Annotated in this window: 20 protein-coding genes; 10 read left to right on the top strand and 10 right to left on the bottom strand. The window is 39.6% G+C overall.

The annotated features are described in order from the left end of the window. Both ACUN24_RS22180 and ACUN24_RS22175 read left to right on the top strand, forming a co-directional pair. Entirely contained in the window at positions 1 to 267 is a 267-nt protein-coding gene (locus tag ACUN24_RS22180; protein ID WP_445564500.1) for a zf-HC2 domain-containing protein, read from the top strand. 57 nt (positions 268 to 324) lie between these two features. Further along, the gene (locus tag ACUN24_RS22175; protein ID WP_445564499.1) at positions 325 to 906 is read left to right on the top strand and encodes a peroxiredoxin family protein; all 582 of its coding nucleotides are present in this window, start codon (positions 325 to 327) and stop codon (positions 904 to 906) included. A 169-nt stretch (positions 907 to 1,075) separates the two neighbouring features. On the opposite strand, the gene ACUN24_RS22170 is transcribed toward ACUN24_RS22175, so the two are convergent. Both ACUN24_RS22170 and ACUN24_RS22165 read right to left on the bottom strand, forming a co-directional pair. Beyond that, positions 1,076 to 1,249, bottom strand: coding sequence for a hypothetical protein (locus ACUN24_RS22170; protein ID WP_445564498.1), 174 nt, complete (start codon positions 1,247 to 1,249; stop codon positions 1,076 to 1,078). Positions 1,250 to 1,319: 70 nt separating this feature from the next. Next, complete coding sequence (locus ACUN24_RS22165; RefSeq protein ID WP_445564497.1) at positions 1,320 to 3,062, bottom strand: ABC transporter ATP-binding protein; 1,743 nt, start codon at positions 3,060 to 3,062, stop codon at positions 1,320 to 1,322. Between the two features lie 129 nt (positions 3,063 to 3,191). On the opposite strand from ACUN24_RS22165, the gene ACUN24_RS22160 reads away from it, so the two are divergent. After that, positions 3,192 to 3,773 carry a Crp/Fnr family transcriptional regulator gene (locus ACUN24_RS22160; RefSeq protein ID WP_193420080.1) on the top strand — a complete coding sequence of 194 codons (582 nt, stop codon included), beginning with the start codon at positions 3,192 to 3,194 and terminating at the stop codon, positions 3,771 to 3,773. 61 nt (positions 3,774 to 3,834) lie between these two features. Beyond that, positions 3,835 to 4,803: a quinone oxidoreductase family protein gene (locus ACUN24_RS22155; protein WP_445564496.1), complete on the top strand. Its 969-nt coding sequence runs from the start codon at positions 3,835 to 3,837 to the stop codon at positions 4,801 to 4,803. A gap of 143 nt (positions 4,804 to 4,946) precedes the next feature. Here ACUN24_RS22155 and ACUN24_RS22150 read toward each other — a convergent pair whose 3' ends face one another. Beyond that, positions 4,947 to 5,921, bottom strand: coding sequence for a Gfo/Idh/MocA family protein (locus ACUN24_RS22150; RefSeq protein WP_445564495.1), 975 nt, complete (start codon positions 5,919 to 5,921; stop codon positions 4,947 to 4,949). A gap of 275 nt (positions 5,922 to 6,196) precedes the next feature. Here ACUN24_RS22150 and ACUN24_RS22145 point away from each other — a divergent pair, with 275 nt between their 5' ends. After that, a complete protein-coding gene (locus ACUN24_RS22145; protein WP_445564494.1) occupies positions 6,197 to 6,379 on the top strand; it encodes a hypothetical protein in 183 nt (60 codons plus the stop codon). A 161-nt stretch (positions 6,380 to 6,540) separates the two neighbouring features. On the opposite strand, the gene ACUN24_RS22140 is transcribed toward ACUN24_RS22145, so the two are convergent. The 3 genes from ACUN24_RS22140 to ACUN24_RS22130 all read right to left on the bottom strand — a co-directional run bounded on the left by ACUN24_RS22140 (position 6,541) and on the right by ACUN24_RS22130 (position 9,868). After that, a complete protein-coding gene (locus tag ACUN24_RS22140) occupies positions 6,541 to 7,494 on the bottom strand; it encodes an alpha/beta hydrolase (protein ID WP_445564493.1) in 954 nt (317 codons plus the stop codon). Positions 7,495 to 7,624: 130 nt separating this feature from the next. Further along, entirely contained in the window at positions 7,625 to 9,184 is a 1,560-nt protein-coding gene (locus ACUN24_RS22135; protein ID WP_445564492.1) for an ArnT family glycosyltransferase, read from the bottom strand. After that, entirely contained in the window at positions 9,185 to 9,868 is a 684-nt protein-coding gene (locus tag ACUN24_RS22130; RefSeq protein WP_445564491.1) for a phosphatase PAP2 family protein, read from the bottom strand. Between the two features lie 251 nt (positions 9,869 to 10,119). Between ACUN24_RS22130 and ACUN24_RS22125 the strand changes: the two genes are divergently transcribed. Next, on the top strand, positions 10,120 to 10,350 hold the full coding sequence (locus ACUN24_RS22125) for a hypothetical protein (protein ID WP_445564490.1): 231 nt from the start codon (positions 10,120 to 10,122) through the stop codon (positions 10,348 to 10,350). 117 nt (positions 10,351 to 10,467) lie between these two features. Here the strand turns inward: ACUN24_RS22125 and ACUN24_RS22120 are convergent, their stop codons facing one another. The 4 genes from ACUN24_RS22120 to ACUN24_RS22105 all read right to left on the bottom strand — a co-directional run bounded on the left by ACUN24_RS22120 (position 10,468) and on the right by ACUN24_RS22105 (position 15,073). Next, a complete protein-coding gene (locus ACUN24_RS22120) occupies positions 10,468 to 11,538 on the bottom strand; it encodes a sensor histidine kinase (protein WP_445564489.1) in 1,071 nt (356 codons plus the stop codon). 247 nt (positions 11,539 to 11,785) lie between these two features. Further along, positions 11,786 to 12,532, bottom strand: a complete 747-nt coding sequence (locus tag ACUN24_RS22115; protein ID WP_445564488.1) for a LytR/AlgR family response regulator transcription factor — start codon at positions 12,530 to 12,532, stop codon at positions 11,786 to 11,788. A 391-nt stretch (positions 12,533 to 12,923) separates the two neighbouring features. Beyond that, positions 12,924 to 13,628: a response regulator transcription factor gene (locus tag ACUN24_RS22110; protein ID WP_445564487.1), complete on the bottom strand. Its 705-nt coding sequence runs from the start codon at positions 13,626 to 13,628 to the stop codon at positions 12,924 to 12,926. An 11-nt stretch (positions 13,629 to 13,639) separates the two neighbouring features. After that, positions 13,640 to 15,073, bottom strand: a complete 1,434-nt coding sequence (locus tag ACUN24_RS22105) for a sensor histidine kinase (RefSeq protein ID WP_445564486.1) — start codon at positions 15,071 to 15,073, stop codon at positions 13,640 to 13,642. 219 nt (positions 15,074 to 15,292) lie between these two features. Here ACUN24_RS22105 and ACUN24_RS22100 point away from each other — a divergent pair, with 219 nt between their 5' ends. From ACUN24_RS22100 to ACUN24_RS22085, 4 genes are all read left to right on the top strand, one after another. Further along, complete coding sequence (locus ACUN24_RS22100; RefSeq protein ID WP_445564485.1) at positions 15,293 to 16,702, top strand: alpha-L-fucosidase; 1,410 nt, start codon at positions 15,293 to 15,295, stop codon at positions 16,700 to 16,702. Positions 16,703 to 16,843: 141 nt separating this feature from the next. Beyond that, entirely contained in the window at positions 16,844 to 20,086 is a 3,243-nt protein-coding gene (locus ACUN24_RS22095; RefSeq protein ID WP_445564484.1) for a SusC/RagA family TonB-linked outer membrane protein, read from the top strand. Between the two features lie 11 nt (positions 20,087 to 20,097). Further along, positions 20,098 to 22,023, top strand: a complete 1,926-nt coding sequence (locus ACUN24_RS22090; RefSeq protein ID WP_445564483.1) for a RagB/SusD family nutrient uptake outer membrane protein — start codon at positions 20,098 to 20,100, stop codon at positions 22,021 to 22,023. Positions 22,024 to 22,037: 14 nt separating this feature from the next. After that, a complete protein-coding gene (locus ACUN24_RS22085) occupies positions 22,038 to 23,303 on the top strand; it encodes a DUF5000 domain-containing lipoprotein (protein WP_445564482.1) in 1,266 nt (421 codons plus the stop codon). Positions 23,304 to 23,309 lie beyond the last annotated feature (6 nt).

Below are 23,309 nucleotides of genomic sequence, written 5' to 3'. Positions count from 1 at the left end.
ATGACAAGCGCGCTAAAAAATATAATCTATAACTGTAAACAGGCTACTTTTCTGATCGAAAAAAGAATCGCCGGAAAAATTACGGCTGCCGAAAAACTACAATTGCATGTACATTTGAGAGGTTGTTCGGTATGCAAAATTTATCAGCAGCAGAGTATATTGATTAATAAGGTGTTTGTAGGCTTTGAAAACAGCGATTTTAAACTTGGTCAAACCTTTAAAAAAGCATTACAAGATAAGATTGAAAAAGAAATCAATAAAAATTAATTTTCGCTGTAAGGTTAATGCTGCTGGTTCGACTAAGAGGAAAAACATAAATACAAAATGAAAAGAATTATCTTATTTACAGCGTTAGCTGTTGTATTATCGCTGCAAACAAAAGCACAAAAGGGTTTAAGAGAAGGTGATAAAGCACCTATGTTTAGTGGAATGGATCAGAACGGTAAAACTGTGAGTTTGAAAAGTGCACTTAAAGCGCATCGTTCTGTGGTACTTTTTTTTTATCGTGGTCAATGGTGTCCTTATTGTAACAAACACATTCAAGAGCTTCAGGATTCTTTAAGCTTGTTAAGTGGGAAAGATGCTTATGTGATCGGTGTTACACCTGAAACGAAAGAAAATATTGATAAAACCATCAAAAAAACCAGCGCAGGCTTTTCTATTCTCCAGGATAAAGATGATGCGATTATGAAAGCCTATAACGTTAACTTCGTGATGGACGATGCTACCTTTACGAAATACAAGGGCTATGGGATAAATTTAGAGGATAATAATGGTAATACGCGCCATACTTTACCCGTTCCTGCAACCTATATTATAGATCGTTCTGGTAAAATTAAATATGTTCATTTCGATCCCAACTATCAAAAAAGAGCTTCGGTAAAACTTTTGCTTTCGAAACTTTAGGTAGCGTATAGTACCATTGACTGATTCCAAAAAAAGGCCGTCATTGCGAGGAGGAACGACGAAGCAATCTATCATGCTAGTAATCCTTGCTATAAAGATTGCTTCGTCGGCTGAAAAAGCCTTCTCGCAATGACGATCCTTCAGGGAGATTTTTCATTAAATTCTACCGTCACTCATATTGGTTTTTATCCAATAAATTATCCCTCATGGTGACATCTTTTTGCAATTTATCCATTAACTTAATGACATTGAGCGTTACCCCTACAGGCTGAGGCATGAGGCCGAAGCCTAAGAAAGTAACACGGTAACCAATCTGCTTAACTGCACAGATATTGCGATCCAAAAAATGGCTATTTGTTTGTTTAATTAGTTGAACGACATGGTTTTAATGAATGTATAATAATCTCATCAAGTTACCTCCGTTCCCCAATCTGCTGCCGCCACATAGAATAATACAAGCCTTTCTTTTCGAGAAGTTCTAAATGGCTGCCCGTTTCAGATACCTTTCCTTTTTCGAGCACATAGATTTTATCGGCATGCATAATGGTCGATAGTCTGTGGGCAATGAGGATGGTCATTTGTTCTCTTCTATCAGAGATTTCGCGAATGGTTGCCGATATTTCTTCTTCGGTAAGCGAATCTAGTGCCGAGGTAGCCTCATCAAAGATCAACAACCTTGGTTTTCTCAATAAGGCCCTTGCGATAGAGATCCGCTGTTTTTCGCCCCCGGATAATTTCATCCCATTTTCACCCAATACGGTATCAATTCCCTGTGCAGCTTTAGCAATAAGTGCTGTAGCTGAGGCCTTTCGTAATGCTTCCATAATCTCTTCTTCGCTGGCTGTAGGATTAACAAAACGCATGTTTTCCCTAATTGAACCTGCATAAAGCTGGGTATCCTGTGTAACGAAACCGATCTGTCTCCTTAATGGATTGTAACGTATGCGTTTGGAACTGGTTTCGTTGAAGAGTATTTCACCATCAACTGGAAGGTAGAGTCCTACTAATAATTTAACAAGGGTAGATTTACCAGAACCCGAAGGGCCTACAAATGCCACAGTCTCACCATTTTGGATTTCGAAGGAAATATCATCAATAGCATTGTAACCAGCAGTTTTATGTCTGAAAACTACATTTTTGAATTCGAGCCTGTTAGGTGCATCAAGCTCTACGGCATTGTCCGGACGGGTTTCTATCGGTTTTTGCATCAGGTTGTCGAATGTTTTAAGCGAGGCATCTGCTTCCCGGTACAGAATGATCATGTTGCCCAGGTCCTGAAGCGGCGTAAAGATTGCCGTGGAAATAAATTGCATTGCAATCAGCTCTCCTGTACTCAATATTTTTCTGAAAATCAGCCATAACAGGATAAAAAGCACCGATTGCTTTAACAAGTTGAGCAGATTGCCCTGTAAAAAAGAGAGCGTGCTCACTTTCCGGGCTTTTAGCATTTCGAGATCAAAAATTTTCAGGGTCTGTACATTCAACCTTCTGATCTCGGCAAAGGTTAAGCCCAAGCTTTTTACCAATTCGATGTTGCGCAGGCTTTCGGTAATTACGCCGGCTTGTTTATCAGCCTGTCGGTTAATAGACCTTTGGATAGCTTTTATTTTTTTAGAGAGCAGGCCGGTTAGAGAGCCCAGTACCAATACCCCAATAAAAAATACAGGTACCAAAAGCCAGTTCTTGTTCAGGCTGTACCACAATAAGAAACCAATTCCCACTAGCGATGAAAAAAGGATATTGATAAATGCATTGATAAAACGTTCTGCATCTGTTTTTACTTTTTGAAGCACCGACAACGTTGTTCCGCTGCGGCTTTCTTCAAATTCCTGAAACGAGAGGCGGAGCGTTTGTTTGAGGCCATCATTAAAAATATTCATGCCAAAACGAGCCACAGCCTTCCTGGTCGTAAATTCCTGTATGGAGCGGCAAAGCCTGGCCACCAGTGCAATGGCTAGCGCAATGAGCAGCCAGTAGAAAACTTCACTAATAAGTTGGTGTTCGCTTAAATGATGTTTGTTGGTAGAATAATCGTCTATAATCTTTCCAAAAATAATGGGATCGAGCAGGCTTAAAAGCTGTGCTGCAGCGGCTAGTAACAGCGATAGTATAATGAGATTCCGGTGCGGTCTCAGGTATTTTAAAAGTATTTTCATCTTTTGCAGGAATACAGATAGGGTTGGGCAATTAATAAACGTTAATGGCTTACAATAGTTTCAATAAGATCGGCTTTAGGATACTGTTTTCTCTCCAGAATAAATTAAATTTGTAAGAATACCCAACAGATGCTTTTCCATTTTAAAGATAAATTTCCTCAGTTAAACCCTTATTGGGATAAATATCTGGAATTTCAGGAGCGCATGGAGGTTCCGGCGAAAACCATTTTATTGGAAGAGGGTAAAATATCCCATCATTATTTTTATGTAGAAAAAGGTTGTGTACGTGCCGCATTAAATAAACAGGGAGATGATAAAACTGTTCAGTTTTTCTTTGAAAAAGAAGGCTTAACTTCTTTGGAAAGTTTTCTGAAAAATACACCCAGTCTGTTCACCATCGAAACGATCGAGCCTTCGGTTATTTATTTGCTGCATAAAACAAAAATAAAAGCTTTAATGACTGAACTGCATGAAGTGCCAGGATTTGCGGATATTATCTTAAATATTCTGGCCGGGAGGCAGATGCATTATATGAATGAATTTGTATCCTTCATCAGAGATACGCCCGAAGAACGTTATCAAAAGCTCTTACAGGAAAGGCCTCATATTGTACAGCGCGTTCCTCAACACTATATTGCCTCTTATCTGGGGGTAACACGTGTACACTTAAGCCGCATAAAAAGCGCGCTGCTTAAAAAAGGCAATCGGTAACATATGTTATCGTTCGGCACTGTAGCAGAATCTAACTTTGTATCAACAAAATACAAAAAAGATGAAAGCAGCAGTAATGTATAAAGGGGAATTACCCCAATATGTAGATTTTGAAGAACCAGTAGCCCAAAACGATCAGGAAATATTGGTGCGCGTAAAGGCCGTTGCCATTAAACATTTCGATAGAGGCAAAGCATCAGGTACGCATTATTCCAGCGATGCACCAAAAGCAACAGGCCGTGTAATCGGTGGAGATGGCGTATGCCTGCTCGAAGATGGCACACGGGTTTATGGGATGGGCGTAAGTGGAATGCTGGCAGAAAAAGCAACTATAGAAAAGCGCACGATGGTGAAATTGCCTGAAGGCTTAAGTGACGCAACGGCCGCTGCATTGGCCAATGCCGTTATTGGCTCGGCCATGGCCTTAAGGTTTAAAGCGGCTATCCAACATGGAGATGTGGTGTTGATTAATGGCGCTACTGGTTTTACAGGAATGGTAGCCGTGCAGATTGCGAAACATTATGGCGCTGCAAAAGTAATTGCAACAGGCAGGAATGTACAGTCGCTTCAAAATTTATTAAAACTTGGTGCAGACGAAATCATCGGGATTACCCCTGATAATTCAGTATTTTTATCTCAGGTGAAACAGCGCCATCAAGAAAAACCAATAGACGTGATTATTGATTACCTCTGGGGCTGTACCGCTGAACTGTTGTTATCCAGTTTAATGGGGCAGGGGGCATTTACTAATAAGGTGAGGTTTGTTTCCGTAGGTAGTATGGCCGGCGATCTGATCCAGCTGTCGGCTGCTAACTTAAGAAGTGTAGATCTGCAGCTCACAGGCTCTGGCCTGGGCAGCTGGAGCAAAGAACAGGTTGGACTGTTATTTACTGAAATATTGCCTCAAATGTTTCAGCTAGCAGCAGATGGTAAATTGAAGGTGGAAACTATCGAGGTTAAGCTAACAGATATTTCTGGCCTTTGGAACCTTGAGGTTGCAGACGGTAAACGTTTAGTGGTAATGATATAGGAACAAAATAGTTATGAACGATCTTGGATTTTTAAGATGATGATAAGTCTAGAAGGGTCGTCATTGCTGACAACTTTTCTTTGGATCTCTCCATTTGACTGCGATTCAGGAAATGACAATACTTCCAGTTTAAGCTTCTCATCTTACTTCCCTGTAAAATCATCCATTAATTTCATGGTAATCAAGGCATCTTCGCCACTACATGGATTTTGTCCTTTGCCTAAAAAGTAATCGACTACTCTTTCGATCATAGGTTGTTGAACATGCTGTAAAGGCTCAAATACATATTCTTCAGTTGATTGATCGGTTGTAACCGTAATTTTATTGCCAAACATGGGAAAATTGATGTGACCTTTTGAGCCATATATTACGCAATTATCAGCTTGATCCTGTGGGGCTACAGAAAAACACCAGGTACCGCTGAAAACAATGCCATTTTCGAAAAGGATATTTCCTGCAACCAAATCATCAACTTCTGTATTTTCCTGTTGTCTGGCGGCAATACCCATGGCGTTTTTTACAGCACCGAAATAATAAGTCATCAAGTCTAATTGATGCGGAGCCAGATCATGAAATAAACCACCACCAGAAATAGCTGGATTGATCCGCCAATTGTCTGCTGTTTTGGCAATTAGTGCAGGGTTGGGTGACTGGAGCATTTTTAGCCGGACTAAACGAACATCGCCAATGGTATGTGCAGCCAATAGTTCTTTAACTTTTAAGAACATGGGTTGGGCACGGCGATAATGGGCCACGCAGAGTTTAACCTTTAATTTGTTGGCTGCATCAGTCATGCGCTGAGCAGCATTGGCATCTAAAGTCATGGGTTTTTCTACATATACCGGCTTGCTGGCTTTTAAGGCTTCAATGGTATAAGCTTCGTGCTGTAGAGGTGGAGTAGCAATGTAAATGGCATTAACCTCCGGATCGTTGATCAGTTGAGTGGCATTATCATACCATTTAGGGACCTGATGCCGTTTGGCATAATCGGCAGCTTTAGCACCGTCGCGACGCATTACGGCAACAAGTTTGGAGTTGTTCACCTTATTAAAAGCTGGCCCACTTTTTACTTCAGTCACATCGCCACAGCCAATAATGCCCCATCTGATTTCTTGCATTGTATAATCGATTTGAAAAGATGAATTTAGAAAATATTGTCTGGAAAATTGCTCAATTGATAGAAAGCTTTGTAAAAAAGAAAAGGGATTCACTTTGGGAGTGATCCCTAATCAACTAACCAAACAAACTATTCCGGAAACCACGCCGGAATCAATTTATAAACGAAAGAACCGGGAGATTGTTTTAATGGATGTGTTTATTTGTTGTTTTTTTTAGAAAAAAGAAAATAAGACCATTTATCCGAAATTAGTCTCGCTTTTTTTAGCTTTGTATTATGCAAAATCTTTCCAAGAAGCTTCAGATTGATCTTATAGAACTTAAGGCAAAATATGCTTTTATTATGGATGAACTGGAAGTAACATTTGCAGATGCTTACCTTTCTAAATTACAAGCTAAACAACGCCTGGCCGAGCAGATGATGATAGAAATGGAAAGGATCCTGAGCGGTGAGTCTTGAGAACATGAAAACTAATTAGTCAAGATAAAGAGATAATTTTTGATATAACTTTAAGGTAAAGAAGCACTATATCATTAATCTGGAACTGTCATACATGCGTGCCCCAATTTCAATCGTAATTTGCCCGAATTGAAAAAATAATGGAAACCATACGATTTAGGCTACCTCTTTTTTAAAGCAGGAGGTATGCTAAAGGTTGGTTTTTTGTCGGCATCTTTAAAATCTACTTCCATAAAATAGTGTTTTTGTTTAATGATGTAATTATCTATAAACCATAAAATATCAGGCAGATTTTCAACCATTGGTGAACCAGCTATTTCGTGCCCCATATTTTGCACATACTGAAAGTAATACGGATATCCGTTTTTTTTGAAAGTGCGTGCAAGATATTTGGAACCAAAAAATCCCCTGTTCAGTAACCTCACTTTGTTATAGGGTACAAGGTTATCGGCTGTACCATGGAAAAGCATGGTAGGTGCTGGTGGTATGGCATATTTTGGCGCGCCATGATAACTTAATATTGCCCCGGCAAAAGAAATTACGCCCTTGTATTGAAAATGCTGTGGTAATTTAGCCGATAATGCGGTGGCATTCCGCTTGTTATAGTCGGCATGTAGCGCGGTAATAGCGCCTGCGCTTGATCCTGATAAGATAATCATAGCCGTATCGATACCAAGTTCTTTCGCATTTTTGATCAGATAGGCTGTTGCATCGAAAACATCAGTCGTAGCGGTATCAATAGCTGCTTTTAAATTTGAAGTATTAAATGGACTTGGAAATTTCTTTCCCTTTAGACCAAGTCGATAGTCAACTGAAACTACCTTATAGTGATGTGCTAATAAAGTGTTAAAATATGGATCAAATAATTTGCTATCTCTGTGGCCCATTACAAAGCCACCGCCAAATATAAAAAGCACTGTGGGTTTAGTTTCTGTTATTTTACCACTATAATAAATATCTAACTTTAGTGTACCTGAATCTGTTTGCGAAAATATTTTAGTATCTACGTGATATTTTTTATCCTTGAGTATAATCTGCCCCATTGAGGATAGAGAACAGAATAAAAGCGTTAGGAACAGTATGCTTAGCGGATATACTTTATTATTGGGCATCATCTATTTTTTAAGGAAGGTTAGCTGTCAGCAATTGGATCGGCTTTTTTAAGCTAATTTATTGCTTTTTTAACTCAAGTGCAATTATATCACAGTATTCTACCAAAAATTTAACTTCGATTTAAACATTAATCTAATCGTTTATATATAATTTCGATTGTACTAATTTTTTATAACCATTTAATCTAAATATTAAAATGTTTTTACAAATAACACCGTTTCTAAAAATGGGTGCAATAATAGGTGGTGTACAATTTCTAAATTGAGATTTGATAAAGTTTATACTGTTTTCATCGTAAAGGTTAGAAGGTACAATATAATATGCATTGTCGCCAGTAATTAATTTTTGTTTGGTTTGATTCGACCAATAATACTGGTGAAGATCGAATATTTCTCCTATGCCATAGGTATGCAAACCAGTTTTAGCGCAAACATAAAAATCTAAATGAGCTGCAGGGAACCACTTTGTAATCGCAATGGTATGAACTGGTTTATTCTTTATTGATGATTTATCTAAGCGGTAAATAGAATCAATTATTCTTGCTGTTTCTTTCCAGCCGTATAAATCTAAAGTAGGATCGCCAGCGCCCAAATTCATGGAGCCTTTTTGTGGCGAAAACGTGCCCTTGTAAAAGTTAATTGTGATGAGACCAGCACTTACCACGAACAAGAAGAACAGCATACTTGCACCAATAATTGCTTTTACTTTTGAAAGGCTAAAAGATTCCAGTTTTAATGCAGAAAGAAATATTAAACAGCTATATGCCGGGCCAGACCAATGGGGCAGTGTATCTCTAAAAATCGAAAGAATAATCAGCGTTGCAATAAGTGGGAGTGCACAATATAATAGCAGTCGTATTTCGCCTTTAAGATGATGATCTTTGGTTTTGATCAAACTAAAAACTGCAATCCACGCCAGAAAAAAAATAATTGGATTGTTGTAAAATATTTGCCCGCTAATTTCTCTGACAAAAGCCAGTGGATTTATACCAGCGTGGAACAGGTTAACCCGATTACTGTGATAGGTGTAGGTAATGAAATGATGTTGGATGTTCCAGATGATAAAAGGAGATACAATAATCAAACTAATTAAGGCAGAAACATACATGCCTTTTTGCACCATCAATTTCCTATTGCTAAACAGGGCGAATAGTACAACGGCTACCCATAAGTAGATGCCATGAATCTTACACATCATACAAAGACCTGTTGCCACACCGAACCAGCACCATAGACTTAATGTGGGTAAACCCAGCTGAATAGATCTGGCGATTTTAAGTAACAAAAAGATGCTCCAAAGCCAGAAAACCATTTGAGGGCTATCTGGCAAAATAAATGTCCCAGCGATAATACTGCAATAAAAAGACGAAGAATAAAGTAAAACGGCAAGCCAACCTACTCGGGCATTAAGGAGTAATTTGCCTGTTTTATAAACGATTATTGTACCAATTGTTGATGATATTATTGCGCCGAACCGAACAGCTAATTCGTTGTGAATGTATAAATTTATTGTGGTTGCTCTTATTAACCATGCCACAAAAGGGGGATGATCAAAATAGTTCCATTGCAGATTTAAAGCGTATGTCCAGTAATATACCTCATCGTTTCCGAGCGCTATTGTTGAGGCAATGATCAGTTTGATCACAGTCATTGCCATTATAAAAAGCCAAAGTTTAACCGGAATTTCTTTCACTTAAATGGGGTTGGCCTGACTGGCGATTTTAAGCTGTTTATACCTTTTGCTTAGCTTGGCCGATCTGAAAAGTTTAAGATCGTATACCTGATGATAACTAACTATTGCACAGATTATACCGGCTATAGCTCCAAAAATTACATCAATCAGAAAATGTTGTGCCAGGTATATACGTGAATAGCCGATTAAAAAGGCGAAAAATAAACAATAAGAGGAGATTTTATTTTTTTTGAAAACCAATACCAATACTGTGGCCAAGGCAAAAGCAGATGCAGTATGGCCAGAGGGAAAAGAATTATGATTATGCATACTTATTCCTTCAACAAAATGAGTATAATGAAATAAAGTCTGCTCAAAATAATATTTAGGCCTTGGCATGTGGAATATCCTTTTTGCGATTTGAATAAGCAGTCCTGAATAAATATAAGCAAGAGCCACGGTCATTGCTTTTTTCTTTTTTCGAATTGCAAGTAGGACAGTTGCGGCCATAATGCTGATTAAACCATCTCCAAGATTAGTGATATACTTAAAAAAAATATCTAGCCATGCTGAATGAAACCGGTTAAAAATGAGGAATCCATCTGTTTTAGAAAAACTAAAATTAAAAATGAGTGCCAACAGCAGTATTGATATTGTTGTAAAGAAATAGTAATTGAGTTTGGTCAATCTTTTTATCGTACGCATGTCCAGTTTTAATACAAAACTATTAGCTGAATATCATCTGAAAGTTAAGTGAACGTCATGTTTGTGTCATGTCATCTGATTAAAGAATTTATTACCGATCTGTGTGTCGATTGGAATAGCATCAATATCGGGGGCAAAGGGATGATTGTATTGAAAAAACCTTAGTTAACATTTCTTAATAAGTTAATATGAAACTACTGATAAGTTAAAATGCTTTGTGTTGCTTTGCTGCTATAGAACTAAAGTTAATTATGCAAAACAATCAGATAAAGGTAAGTCCAGATTTACAGCAGTTTATTGATAAGTTTGAACCTAGCAAATTTAAACTAATGTCGGGTGGGATCGAAATCAGGGGAATAAACGATATACATAGAAATGTTGTCCAAGCCAGAGAAATTATAGAAAGATTAAAACTTCGCTTAATCGTTTCTCATAATGCCGAGATGCTTAGTTATCGTGGTTTTGAAGTAAATAATCTCTAGACTACAAAAAAGTGGAGCGTATGAAAGGAGAATTTCGGTTATTGATGAATACTTAATACCTGTTTCATATACTTATTGCATCAAAAGAAAGAAAAATATACAATAATCTATATGAAATTATTGCGTATCTGCGAGGTTGATTGTGATTAACACTTCAAAATACTTGCCTTTCTTGCCAGCGGAGAGCTCTGCCTTTTCTGCATAGGTATGAAGCAACCTTTGCCGGATGTTTTCAAAACCTGTATGAAAACCAGTATCATTAAGACCCGTGTTAAGCAGGTTACTTGTTTGAATGCTAAACAGTCCTTGCTGCAGTTTTACTATAATTTTTCCCGGATCTTCAGGTTGGCTGAGGTTACCGTGTTTAACCATGTTTTCGGTTAAACTAAGTAAAAGTAGTGGAATTACCTCTGTCGATTCGGTTTTCTGATCATAATTAAAATCTATAAATAAGTCAGGCTGCTTTATTCTACTAAGCAGAAGAAGGTTTTCGACTTGACGGATCTCTGCTTCCAGTGGCATAATTTCAGGACCATGCTCGCATTCTAATGCATAACGCATCAGCTTTGAAAGATATCGCACCGCTTCTGCAGCCCGGGGCTCACTCTTATGCGTACTGTTATATATATAGGTTAAGGTATTGAACAAGAAATGCGGGTTAATTTGAGCTTTGAGGTAGGCATTTTTAGCATTAGCCAGTTCAAGCGTTATTTGCTTTTGCTTTAACACTTCTTCAATTGCTTCTTTTTCCAGCTCTACCGTTCGCTGTTTCTGATGGATATAACTTTTGATAAAATAATACGCTGTTGAGAATAGTAGAAAATAGATGCCTCGCCATACTGTTACAAACATATATTTCCAGTCTGTAATTGTCAATTTACCAACAGAGAAAGTTGCTGTTTTTGAAAGAGAACGGTCTGCAAGGTATGCGAAAACAGTGTGCAAAAATACTTCAAGTACTGTTAATAGAATTATGCTTAAATAAACAGGTTTTTGTGGTTTCAAACCTTTTCCTAAAACCAATTCGGTATGAATGTAGAAGAGTGTTATATTGATAATATAGTGAATGCCATAGTCTAATACTGGAGCATTTATTTTAAGGATCAATGAGACCAGTACATATTCATAAATAATGAAGGTAGCCCATGAAATAATATGCCAGCGATAATTTTTCAGCAAGTTTTTCATTTTGTTTTTAAGTTAAAATTTGGTTTCACAACAGTCAACAATTGCTTTGCGTAATGTAGTCTTTTAGGGGTTTTGATGGGGGTAATTTTCGTTTATGAAAAGAATTACAGACTTAAAATCGACCCGGAAAACTGCGTTTGTTTTCCGTTCACAAAAAGCAGCTAGTATGCGCTTTCAAAAGAGTGATCCAACAAATAGTACAATCACAGCGATTACAACATTTACGACTCAATCAAATTTGCAAATGTCAATCCCTTAAACGTTTTGAGACAAGGGTTTGGTTTTCAATGTAATCCATGAAGGCCTCTTTGTATTGTGGGGTCATAAGTACTTCGTACTTTCCAAGGTCGATTTTGTGCCCATTGATTTCCTTTACAAAGAGGGTATTAATCATGTAAGATTTGTGAACGCGGTAGAAGTGCTCATTGTCCTGGAGTTTTTCCTCCATCTCCTTTATTGTCATGTATACTGAATAATCATTTGTTGGTGTATAAATGTGTACATGGTTATTTGAGCCTTGGAGATAGATGATATCTTTTTTGAGTACTTTGGTAAGTTTGCCGCGTTCGCCATTTGTGCGTAAGAAAAATGCTTCTTCATTTTCTTGTACAAGACGCTGCGTATCATAACATTCTGAAAGTACCTCATTAACTACTTCTGCAAAATCTCCCATGTTGAAAGGTTTTAACAGGTAATGTTTTGCCCTAACTTTAAAAGCATCCAGTGCAAATTCTGGATAGGATGTAGTAAAAATAATGTTATGTGCTTTATGCTTGAGGTTATCAGCAAGTCGCAGGCCAGACATTGCTGGCATATCAATATCCAAAAAGATTAGCTGTTTATTGCTTTCTGTACTGATTTCACTTAGGGCTTCTATTGGTTTAGTGAAAATCCGGTGGACTTTTAGCCTTGGCATTTCCGCAATATAGTCTTGCAAAATATTAATTGCGGTAGGATCATCATCAATGATGATGCAGGATATAGAATTTTTCATTAAGATAGATTTGATTAGGTAAAGGCAATTTAATAAATTATTCTTAAATGGAGTGGTGGACGGATCAAGAATTTGATCACTAACTAATTTTAGAGGTGAGTTTTAACCATCGAATATAAATAGATGGCTGTTCATTGCTCTTTTTACAACCAAACCGTCTCTGGAACTCTTCTGAAAAAATGGTGTTTGGGTCGGTGCAAACGATAAGAGATTGCATTATTTACAATCTAACCAATTGTTCGGTGTAAAAAAAACACCAGTAATCTATATGGTCGCTATGGTCTTGGAGTTAGCTTTTTTCAGGCATAACTTGGCATAACCTCTTTATTTTTACATAGAATAATGAGCTTCTTTGTAAAGATACCCAATTTTGCAAGTAATAAATATGCCATTATTTAACTTTTAAAATATAGCCGAGGCCATATACGTTTTCTATGCTAACCTGCTCTGAGGCCTTAAAGAGCCGTCTTAGCCTGGAAATGAAAACTTCAAGACTTTTTCCATTAAAGTAATCATCGTTTCCCCATAAAGCCATTAGAATATCTTTCTTTTTAACTACCTGATTAATATTGCCAGCCAAATGGTCTAATACTTCCGATTCTCTAACTGTTAAGGAAACTTCTTTGCTATCGGGCATCCGCAAAAACAGCTGATCCTTTTGGTACCTGATGTCGCCTATGTTGATAAATCCTGAACCGGATGCGACCGGTACATTTGGAGCGCTGGAAAACTTATTGATGATATTTCCTATTCTAAGTACCAGTTCCTCAATTTCGAATGGCTTTGAAATATAATCTATTGCACCAATTTTGAGGCCACGAAGACGGTCCTGTTTTTCGTTATGTGCCGTTAGAAAGAAAAAAGGTTGGTTGGAGTTGATTTTTACCATCTCTGAGGCGAGGTCAAAGCCATTCATATCTGGAAGTTGTACATCCACAATAACCAATTTGTTATCAAGCTGGTTTGCGCTATAATGCGCCAACGCTTCTGAAGCAGTTTGGAACCACAGGACACTAAATCCCCTCAATTTCAGGTATTCTGAAATTACATTGCCCAAGTCTATTTCATCTTCAATTATTACGATATCATAACTCATAAATTATTTGATTAATGATTTGTACTAATTATGGTCTGCTCCTTAGGGATCTGCACCAGAAATTCGGTGCCTTTTCCCAGTTCTGTTCTCACGCTGATTGCCCAGCCATGAATATCAATACATTGTTTAACGTAATATAAGCCAAGCCCCAGACCCGAAACCGTATGATCTTTGCCCGCACGGAAGAACTTATCGAATATTTTTTCTTTCATTGCGTCTTCAATTCCTTTCCCATTATCTTTAATGTGAAGTGTATAACCATCTTTATTAGCAGTGATAAAAAGTACAGTCATTTTTATATCGCTATGATTGTGCTTAAAGGAGTTGTCGAGAATATTCTGTAACATGGTGGTAAACACGAAAGGATCCATCATAATCAGTATTTCCGAGCCATGAGGATCAAAAGTAAGACTGTCTGGAGCCTGGATTTTTATTTTATAGTCGTTAACCAAAGTAAGAATTGCATAGTTAAGGTCTGTTTCTTCCAGGTGGATGTTGTTGTTGATGTCCGAAATTTCCAGCATCTGGTTAATGTGGGAGTGAAGTCGCCTGGCCTGTCTTTCTACAATATTTACGAGTGCACTTACGCGTGTCCTGTCATTGAGCACCTCATCTTCATGCAGGCTTTTGCTTGCCACTAAAATAGTAGTAATTGGGGTGTTAAATTCATGTTTAATGCTGTTCAGGAAATCAGATTTAATATCTGTTTCCTTTTTCTGCCGCATCCAGCTGATATAGGTGTAGTAATTAATTCCTACGATAATAATGATACAAAGTGCAACTAATAAAAATGTTGGCAACATTTGATAGGCTACTTTTAAGGTACGGCCCGGAGGATCGACAAAAAGATTAAAGGTAACTCTGTAATCATACACCAGTTTGCCACTAACAGAAAGGTTAGTTACCCTGTTCTGAACGTTAGGATCGGTTAATGTACCATCAATGATGACTCCAAATGGTGTTTTTTGTGATGCTGTGAACAATGTATCGGTACTGGTGTCAAATATGGGGATGTTGCCGATATTGGTATCGAAGTTAATTTCTATTGATTGGAAAGTGAGCAGATACTGCAGATTGGAATCTAACCCATTCCTTTTAACGATCGAGCGGAAAACACTGTCCATCGTGCTTTCTTTTTGCAGGTCGTTTAACAGTGTATTGCTAACGCTTTGCGAGCGTTTAACAAATTCTTTTTTGTTGCTTAAATATGCTTGTTTGAGTGCGGGCATATTTCTGGAGAGGATCGAATCGATGATTTTTCCACCGCCTTTAAAAACTTTATCTTCGGAAATACTGCGCCCATATTCGTCGTTAATCAGCGTTTTTTCCTTTAAACTATAATCCCTGTCCCTCAGAACGTAAGAATTATAGGTTAATCTGAGCTGTACCAGAAGCAAAATCAGAAAACTGACCAACACTACTGACTTATATATACGATCTTTCATTTTATCCTTTAAAAATAGCCGTATTATTTCATAAATACCATAACGTTAAGCTTTTGTTAGGTTTCTGTTACGCTTTCGTTCGACAAATTCTTTCAATGTCGGGTGTAGCTTTGAATAATGAAAAGCAGATCAATGTTAATCAATTGGGATTAATAAGTGTCAGTAATTCAGTAGTGCTTTCAAACAAATAATACCAATCACCTAACAAAAAAAAGAGAAATGACCTTTAAAAGGATTTTATCATTACTGCTTATCGTTTCGGGAACGATATCTGTTTACCCGGCAATGGCCCAGCAAAAATCGGCGAATAAGCCACTGCCCGAACTTCAACAGGATTTTGTTGACCTTGGGCTGGGCATGTTTATCCATTATGGGATGCCAACTTTTATGGATCAGGACTGGTCTGATCCTGATGCCGACCTTTCATTGTTCCAATCACCAAAATTAGATGCAGACCAATGGGCAAAAGCCGCAAAATCTGCTAATATGACCTATGGTTGCCTTACTACTAAACACCATAGTGGTTTCCCGATCTGGAATACCAAAACCACAGCGTATAACGTAATGAATACGCCGCTAAAACGCGATGTGGTTAAGGAATATGCAGATGCTTTCCGTAAAAACGGATTAAAGGTAATGTTATATTATTCTATTTTAGATACCCACCATGGCATCCGCCCAAACCAGATTACACCAGCCAACGTTAAGATGATCAAAGATCAGATTACCGAATTGCTCACCAATTATGGCGAGATTACCGCGCTGATTATTGATGGATGGGACGCCCCGTGGTCGAGGATTTCTTATGATCAGGTACCTTTTGAAGATATCTATTACCTGATTAAATCATTACAGCCAAACTGTTTGGTAATGGATTTAAATGCCGCAAAATATCCTACACAGGCGCTATTTTATACCGATATCAAATCTTACGAACAGGGTGCAGGGCAGTTTATTTCTAAAGAAAGCAATAAGCTTCCGGCACTTGCTTGCCTGCCCTTGCAGGCCAACTGGTTCTGGAAAACCTCTTTTCCTACCACACCAGTAAAGAATGTACCTGAACTGGTAAACAAATTCATCATTCCTTACAACGGTGCCTATTGCAATTTTATTCTCAATGTGGCGCCGGGAAAAAATGGTCTGATCGATGATAACGCTTTAGCAGCACTTAAGGAAATGGGACAGATTTATAAAAAAACTGCAGATCTTCCACGTATTCCGGCATACGCTGCGCCAATTATTTCGAGCAACATTGCCAAGCATGTAAAAAGTAATAGCAGCTGGAGTGATGATATGAACATTATGGATTTTGCCAATGATGATGATTTCGGTTCAAGCTGGTCATCCAATCACACCGTAAAATCGCCATGGTATGAACTGAATTTTGAAAAGGCTGTTCCCTGTAACATGGTGGTACTTACAGCGGGTAATAACAGAAAAGCTACCTACAGTTTACAGTACTATGCAAATGGTAAGTGGAATGATTTAGCTACAAAAAATGAGGGCGAGAAAAAGGTGAGTATTTTTAGGTTCGAGCGCATCTGGTGCGAAAAAATAAAGGTAAACATTACCAATTTCGACAGCTCGCCTGCTATTGCTGAGCTAGGCGTATTTAACGAAAGAAAATAAGATTTGTTAGCTGGGTCATTTTTGGCCCGGCTAATTTATTAATTGTGCTTGTTTGGCAGATACCGATGGAAATTGACTACTCCAGGTAATACCGACAAACATTTTTTGAAATAATCTAAACATAAAAACCAACCAAACTTTATGAACCAAAATTTTACTATTAAGGTAAGGCATCTGCCTTATCTGGGAAACCTCTGGGTGCTGTTTGCAGTATTTAGCGCCTGTTTATTGCTTTTCGGCAGTCCCACTTATGCACAACAGGGTGCAACAATTAAAATTACCGGTACCGTTAAAGATTCGCTTGGCCTGGGAATTCCAGGTGTAAGCCTTCAGGTTAAAGGCCAGAGCGGGATGGGCACCATTACCGATGGCGATGGTAGATTCTCGATGAACGCCACAGTCAAATCTACAATTGTCGTATCATCAGTGGGTTTCAGACAGATCACTTTTATAGCCGATCAGCTAAAGTTAAAGGTAGACCTGGTACTGCATTCGGATGACAACAATCTTTCGGATGTAGTGGTTACCGCCTTTGGAAAGAAGGAGCGAAGAGAAGCCATGGTGGGATCTGTTACCAGTATTACACCTGCCAAGCTAAAGATCCCGTCCAGCAATTTAACCAATGCCTTGGCCGGGCAAATTGCCGGGGTAGTGGCCTACCAGCGGAGCGGCCAGCCCGGATTGGATAATTCTACCTTTTTTATCCGTGGGGTAACTACCTTCGGTTACAAGCAAGATCCATTGATCCTGGTAGATAACGTAGAGCTTACGCCAACGGACCTGGCACGGTTGCAAGTTGATGATATTGCGAGCTTCTCCATCTTAAAAGATGCAAGTGCCACGGCTTTGTATGGTGCCAGGGGAGCCAACGGTGTAATTTTGGTGACCACCAAAGAAGGTGTTGAAGGTAATGCGAAAGTAAATGTACGTTTCGAAAACTCCATTTCGCAGGCTACGCAAAACCTCAAAATTGCTGATCCCATCACTTTTATGAAGATGTACAATGAAGCCATTACTACACGGAACCCACTAGGTGTACCAAGGTTTAGCCAGAACGATATTTACAACCGTGAGCAGACTTTAAGTGGTGCGCCAGGGAGCAATAAGTATGTTTACCCTGCTGTTAATTGGATTGATGAATTGTTTAAAACCAGCACCAATAACCAGCGACTGAACGGGAGTGTGAGCGGTGGCGGAAAAGTTGCAAGATATTATATTGGTACTTCTTATAACCGCGATAACGGAATATTAAAGGTAAGCCCTGTAAATAACTTCAACAATAACGTTAAACTCGAAAATTACCAGCTCCGTTCTAATGTCAACATCAATGTTACACCTACCACAGAAGTGGTGCTTAGGTTGTCGGGAACTTTTGATGAATACAATGGGCCGATTACTGATGACGGTTCTTTTTCTTCCGACCTTTATAAAAAAGCACTTCATACCAGCCCGGTATTGTTTCCGGCATTTTATCCTGCAGATCCATCATTAGGTATTGATACGCATATTCTTTTTGGCAATAGCTCAACAGAGGGAACCGGAAATACAGTTGGTTTTTCTAATCCTTATGCAGATATGATGAAGGGCTATAAATCTTTCTCGAGGTCAAGAATGTCGGCGCAGCTCGAGCTGAACCAGGATCTTAATTTCCTGACCAAAGGCCTGTCTTTTAAAGGAATGTTTAACACCAATCGGTATTCTTATTTCGACCTGACCAGAAAATATTCACCGTTTTTTTACAATGTAGCATCCTATGATAGGATCAGTAATCAATATAGCCTCAACTGGATCAATAATCAGCCGGGCCAGGCCTCAGAGTACCTGAGTTTTGAGCCAGGGTTTAAGGATATCAATACATTTGTGTACATGCAAGCGGTTTTGGATTACTCAAGGCAGCTCGGCAGTAAACACAACATCAGCGGTACATTGATTGCCACAAGGCAACAGCGTTTATACGCCAATGCAATAGATCCGGCAACCAATCTATCCAGCCTTCAGTATTCGCTTCCTTACCGCAATGTTGGCCTATCGGGCAGGTTGGGTTATGGGTACGATAGCCGTTATTTTGCCGAATTTAACTTTGGCTACAACGGATCAGAGCGTTTTGCTGAAAAGAACAGGTTTGGTTTCTTTCCAACTATCGGCGGTTCATGGGTAATTTCCAATGAAGCTTTCTGGGATGGAGGGTTAAAACAAGCTGTGAGTAAGCTTAAACTACGCGCAAGCTATGGCCTTGTAGGTAACGATGCTATTGGTGCACAGCGTTTCTTCTATCTTTCTAACGTAAACCTGGATGGCGGTAACCCTGCTTATTTTGGTCAGGCAAACGGTGTGGTCAGACCAGGGGTAAGCATTACCAATTATGCAAACGATGCAGTGACATGGGAAACCTCCAGACAAACGAATATTGGATTGGAAATTAGTCTTTTCAAAAGCCTGAATATCATTGCAGAAGTTTACAAACAGCACCGTTACAATATTTTAATGGAGCGGGCTTCAATTCCTTCTACCATGGGATTAGAATCTGGCGTAAGTGCCAACCTGGGTACTGCTGATTCGAGAGGGATAGATTTTTCTGCTGATTATAGTAAAACTTTTAGGGGTGGATTTTGGATGTCGGGTAGGATGAACTTTACTTTTTCGCAGAATAAATACGGACAATATGAGCAGCCAGCCTATAAAGAGCCATGGAGGATACTTTCCGGTCAGAAAATTGGCGTAAGATGGGGTTATATCGCAGAGCGTCTTTTTGTCGATGACCAGGAAGCCGCCGCTTCGCCTACGCAGCTTTTTGGCGCTGGGGCTTCGGCACCTAAGGGGGGAGATATCAAATATACCGATGTAAACAACGATGGAAAGATTACCGAAGCCGATCAGGTATTTATCGGCCTTCCTTCCACACCTGAAATTGTTTATGGTGCAGGGCTGTCAATGGGATTCAAGAAGATCGACCTTTCGCTTTTCTTTCAAGGTGTAGGCCGCACGAGTTTCTTTATTGATCCGTCTCAGGTTAGTCCATTCCTATCCAACAGGCAGGTGCTTCAGCCCTTTGCCGATAGCCACTGGACAGAAGAAAATCAGGATTTATATGCCAAATATCCACGTTTGGGAACTACCTCTTCCGAGATCAGTAATAACCTCCAAACCAGTTCGTGGTGGATGCGGGATGGTGCTTTTATCAGGCTTAAGTCTGTAGAAATCGGCTATACTTTCCCTGATAAATTATCAAAAAAAGCATTTCTGTCTAATTGCAGGATCTATTTCAATGCTTTAAATCCGCTCACCTGGAGCAGGTTCAAAGACTGGGATCCGGAACTGGCCTCAAATGGCTTCAGCTATCCGATCCAGAAGGTATATAATATCGGAATCAACGTAAACCTATAAGCACGCTTGTAATGAAATTCAACACAAAACTTCTCATACTCATTGCAGTGATTTCGGGAATGACCCTTTCCTGCAAGAAATACCTGGATGTAACGCCAGATAATGTGGCCACAATCGATTATGCTTTCAGAAACAGAAATGAGGCCGAAAACTACCTTTTTACCTGTTATTCGACCCTGCAGAACATGGGGCCATCCAATAGCGATGCTGCTTTTACTACTTCCGGAGAGATTTATTTTCCCAACACCTTAACAGAGGCAACATTTGGGAGCAGGGATGCGGAGCAGGGTTTTCACCTGATCAGGGGCGTACAGTCCACTGATAATCCCTCACTGAATTATTGGGACGGGGAACAGCTTGGCCAGCCTATTTTTAAAGCAATCAGGAGATGTAATATCTTTCTGGAGAATATCGACCGGCCGAAGGATCTGGCTCAATTTGAACGCAACCGCTGGATTGCAGAGGTAAAGTTTTTAAAGGCCTATTATCACTTTTATCTGTTAAGGATGTATGGTCCCATTCCTTTGATTAAACAGAACCTGCCTATAGATGCCGGCACAGATGAAGTAAGAATAAAACGTGCGCCCATTGATGAAGCATTTGCTTATATCGTATCGTTATTGGATGAGGCAACACCAGATCTTCCACGTACCATACAGGATCCAGCCAGGAGTTTAGGCCGAATTACACAGAATATTGCCCTTTCGGTTAAAGCTGAGGTGCTTACTACACAGGCGAGCCCTTTTTTTAACGGTAATCCTGATTATACTGGTTTTAAGGATAAAGATGGTTTAAATCTATTCCCTGCAGCTTTTAGTGCAGAAAAATGGAACAAAGCCATGCTGGCCTGCCAGGCTGCAGTAAAATCATGCGAAGAAAGCAACCTTTCCCTTTACCATTTTACCTCTCCGGGCAATCTTCCAACTATACCGGCACCATTAAAAACCGTAATGGACCTCAGGCAAAGCATTACTGAAAACTGGGAGAAAAATCCTGAGGTAATTTGGGCGCTGAATCCTGAATTTGGACTACAATCGATGGCTATGCCAAGGCTCACCAATGCCATGGTACAGAATATGGGCGGCACACCGGGAAATTTTGCTGTGCCCATCGGGATGGCTGAACTGTTTTATTCGAAAAACGGTGTGCCAATGGCTGAAGATACCGGTTACGATTACAGAGGCCGTTATACCGTTGCTGCGGTAGGTACGGAAAATAAATACTATTTAAAAAGCGGTTACCAGACCATAAAAATGCACATGGATCGGGAGCCTCGCTTTTATGCCGATTTATCTTTTGATGGAAGCTGTTTTTTTGGTAACGGGCAAACTGATCCAGAAAATATGCTCTATGTGCAGGCCCGTGGCGGAACTTCGCTGGCTGGCCCCAAAGACAATATCAGGGTTAACGTATCGGGCTACTGGCCAAGCAAACTGGTAAATTACCAATCCGTTTTCGGTACTGAAGTTACCCAGGCAAGTTTTAGAATGCCGCTAATCAGGCTCGCCGGACTTTATCTGCTGTATGCAGAAACGCTTAACGAGGTAAATGGCCCAACGGCAGATGTTTATACGTATATCGATAAAGTGCGCACACGTGCAGGTTTAAAAGGTGTTAAAGAGTCCTGGTCTTCTTATTCAACTAACCCTGGTAAAGCTTCAAGTAAAGATGGCCTCCGGTCGATCATCCAGCAGGAACGGCGCATTGAACTTTGTTTTGAAGGCAGAATAGGGTGGGACTTAAGGCGCTGGAAAGTGATGCAGGATGTACTCAGTAAACCACTTCAGGGCTGGAATATCCAGGATACCACACCTGAAGGTTATTACCGTCAGCGTAATCTCGTAATACCTGTATTTGGCCTGAAAGACTATTTGTGGCCACTTAAATACAACGACCTGATCGTTAACCCAAACCTGGTTCAAAATCCTTATTGGTAATTAAATAGAAGACGATGAAAATTAGATCAAAAATATATAACAGACCTTTCGCATTGCAATTTATTGCCATGTTACTTGTGGCCTGCTCGTTTTACTCCTGTAAAGAAAGCGAAGGTTTTAATGAGGTAGTATCTACAGATATGACAAAACCCGGAGCACTTACCGGAGTAAAAGTAGAAAACCTGGCTGGAGCTGCAGTAATTTCTTATGTGCTGCCCAATTCCGAAAATCTGCTGTATGTACAGGCAGAATACCGGATCAATTCGCGGACTGTAAGGCAGAGTAAATCTTCTTATTATAGCGACACGATCAAGGTAGAAGGCTTCGAAAAAAGCGGCGATTACGATGTTACGCTTTATGCAGTATCGCGTGCAAATGTGAAAAGTGATCCCGTACAGATACGTGTTCACCCTGCAACCCCATCTTACCTGTCCGTTTATCCAACAGTTCATCTTCAGGCCGATTTTGGCGGAGTAAATGTAATCGCCAGTAATCCGACTAAGAAACCTATCGGGGTGATTGTGATTTCCAATGATAAAACGACAGGGAAAATGCTTCCTGTAGAACAGTTTTACACCGAAGCAGAAAACATCAATTTTAGTGTAAGGGGATTTGATACCCTAAAAAGGGATTTTGGCGTATACGTAACCGATAGATGGGGAAATATATCCGACACTTTATATAAATCAATCAGTCCCATATTTGAGATTATGGTGCCAAAAGCGCAGTTCAGCGAATATCGGCTACCATCAGATTCTCCACTGGGTGCAACAGGTCTTGGATGGAATACTTCGAGGTTATGGGATAACAATACTTCCGATCCTGGATGGCATACAGAGGCCGGTTATAGCAAGCCTCTTCAGCTCTGCACATTTGATATGGGGGTACTTGCAAAGCTCAGTCGCTATAAATTGTGGGAAAGAGGAGAAGCCTATGGTAACGATTATTCTTATAATCATGGTAATCCTAAGGCCTGGACATTATGGGGATCAGCCAAAACTGCACCCGCAGATATCGAATTACCGGTAAGTTCGGCAAAAGGAACTGTTGTAGGCGATTGGATTAACCTGGGGAATTTTACCTGTCCGCCGCCTCCATCTGGTAACGCACCCGGACAAACCACACCTGTGGATCTTGCCGCTGTAAAAGCCGGCTTTGAATTTAACATTGCACTTGATATTCCCAAAGTGAGGTTTATCAGGCTGGCCGTTAATTCAACCTGGGGAAATGCAGATTTTGCCCACGTGATGGAATTATCTTTTTGGGGAAATACCAATTAAAAATTA

This window comes from Pedobacter sp. WC2501 (assembly GCF_052682415.1).
The sequence above is the reverse complement of the archived record's forward strand: the minus strand, read 5'-3'. Positions and strand labels throughout refer to the sequence as shown.

Bases quoted from the DNA above. Each gene is read 5' to 3' on its own strand.
- ACUN24_RS22180 (WP_445564500.1), top strand. From the start codon at position 1: ATGACAAGCGCGCTAAAAAATATAATCTATAACTGTAAACAGGCTACT.
- ACUN24_RS22175 (WP_445564499.1), top strand. From the start codon at position 325: ATGAAAAGAATTATCTTATTTACAGCGTTAGCTGTTGTATTATCGCTG.
- ACUN24_RS22165 (WP_445564497.1), bottom strand. From the start codon at position 3,062: ATGAAAATACTTTTAAAATACCTGAGACCGCACCGGAATCTCATTATA.
- ACUN24_RS22160 (WP_193420080.1), top strand. From the start codon at position 3,192: ATGCTTTTCCATTTTAAAGATAAATTTCCTCAGTTAAACCCTTATTGG.
- ACUN24_RS22155 (WP_445564496.1), top strand. From the start codon at position 3,835: ATGAAAGCAGCAGTAATGTATAAAGGGGAATTACCCCAATATGTAGAT.
- ACUN24_RS22150 (WP_445564495.1), bottom strand. From the start codon at position 5,921: ATGCAAGAAATCAGATGGGGCATTATTGGCTGTGGCGATGTGACTGAA.
- ACUN24_RS22145 (WP_445564494.1), top strand. From the start codon at position 6,197: ATGCAAAATCTTTCCAAGAAGCTTCAGATTGATCTTATAGAACTTAAG.
- ACUN24_RS22140 (WP_445564493.1), bottom strand. From the start codon at position 7,494: ATGATGCCCAATAATAAAGTATATCCGCTAAGCATACTGTTCCTAACG.
- ACUN24_RS22130 (WP_445564491.1), bottom strand. From the start codon at position 9,868: ATGCGTACGATAAAAAGATTGACCAAACTCAATTACTATTTCTTTACA.
- ACUN24_RS22125 (WP_445564490.1), top strand. From the start codon at position 10,120: ATGCAAAACAATCAGATAAAGGTAAGTCCAGATTTACAGCAGTTTATT.
- ACUN24_RS22120 (WP_445564489.1), bottom strand. From the start codon at position 11,538: ATGAAAAACTTGCTGAAAAATTATCGCTGGCATATTATTTCATGGGCT.
- ACUN24_RS22115 (WP_445564488.1), bottom strand. From the start codon at position 12,532: ATGAAAAATTCTATATCCTGCATCATCATTGATGATGATCCTACCGCA.
- ACUN24_RS22110 (WP_445564487.1), bottom strand. From the start codon at position 13,628: ATGAGTTATGATATCGTAATAATTGAAGATGAAATAGACTTGGGCAAT.
- ACUN24_RS22105 (WP_445564486.1), bottom strand. From the start codon at position 15,073: ATGAAAGATCGTATATATAAGTCAGTAGTGTTGGTCAGTTTTCTGATT.
- ACUN24_RS22100 (WP_445564485.1), top strand. From the start codon at position 15,293: ATGACCTTTAAAAGGATTTTATCATTACTGCTTATCGTTTCGGGAACG.
- ACUN24_RS22095 (WP_445564484.1), top strand. From the start codon at position 16,844: ATGAACCAAAATTTTACTATTAAGGTAAGGCATCTGCCTTATCTGGGA.
- ACUN24_RS22090 (WP_445564483.1), top strand. From the start codon at position 20,098: ATGAAATTCAACACAAAACTTCTCATACTCATTGCAGTGATTTCGGGA.
- ACUN24_RS22085 (WP_445564482.1), top strand. From the start codon at position 22,038: ATGAAAATTAGATCAAAAATATATAACAGACCTTTCGCATTGCAATTT.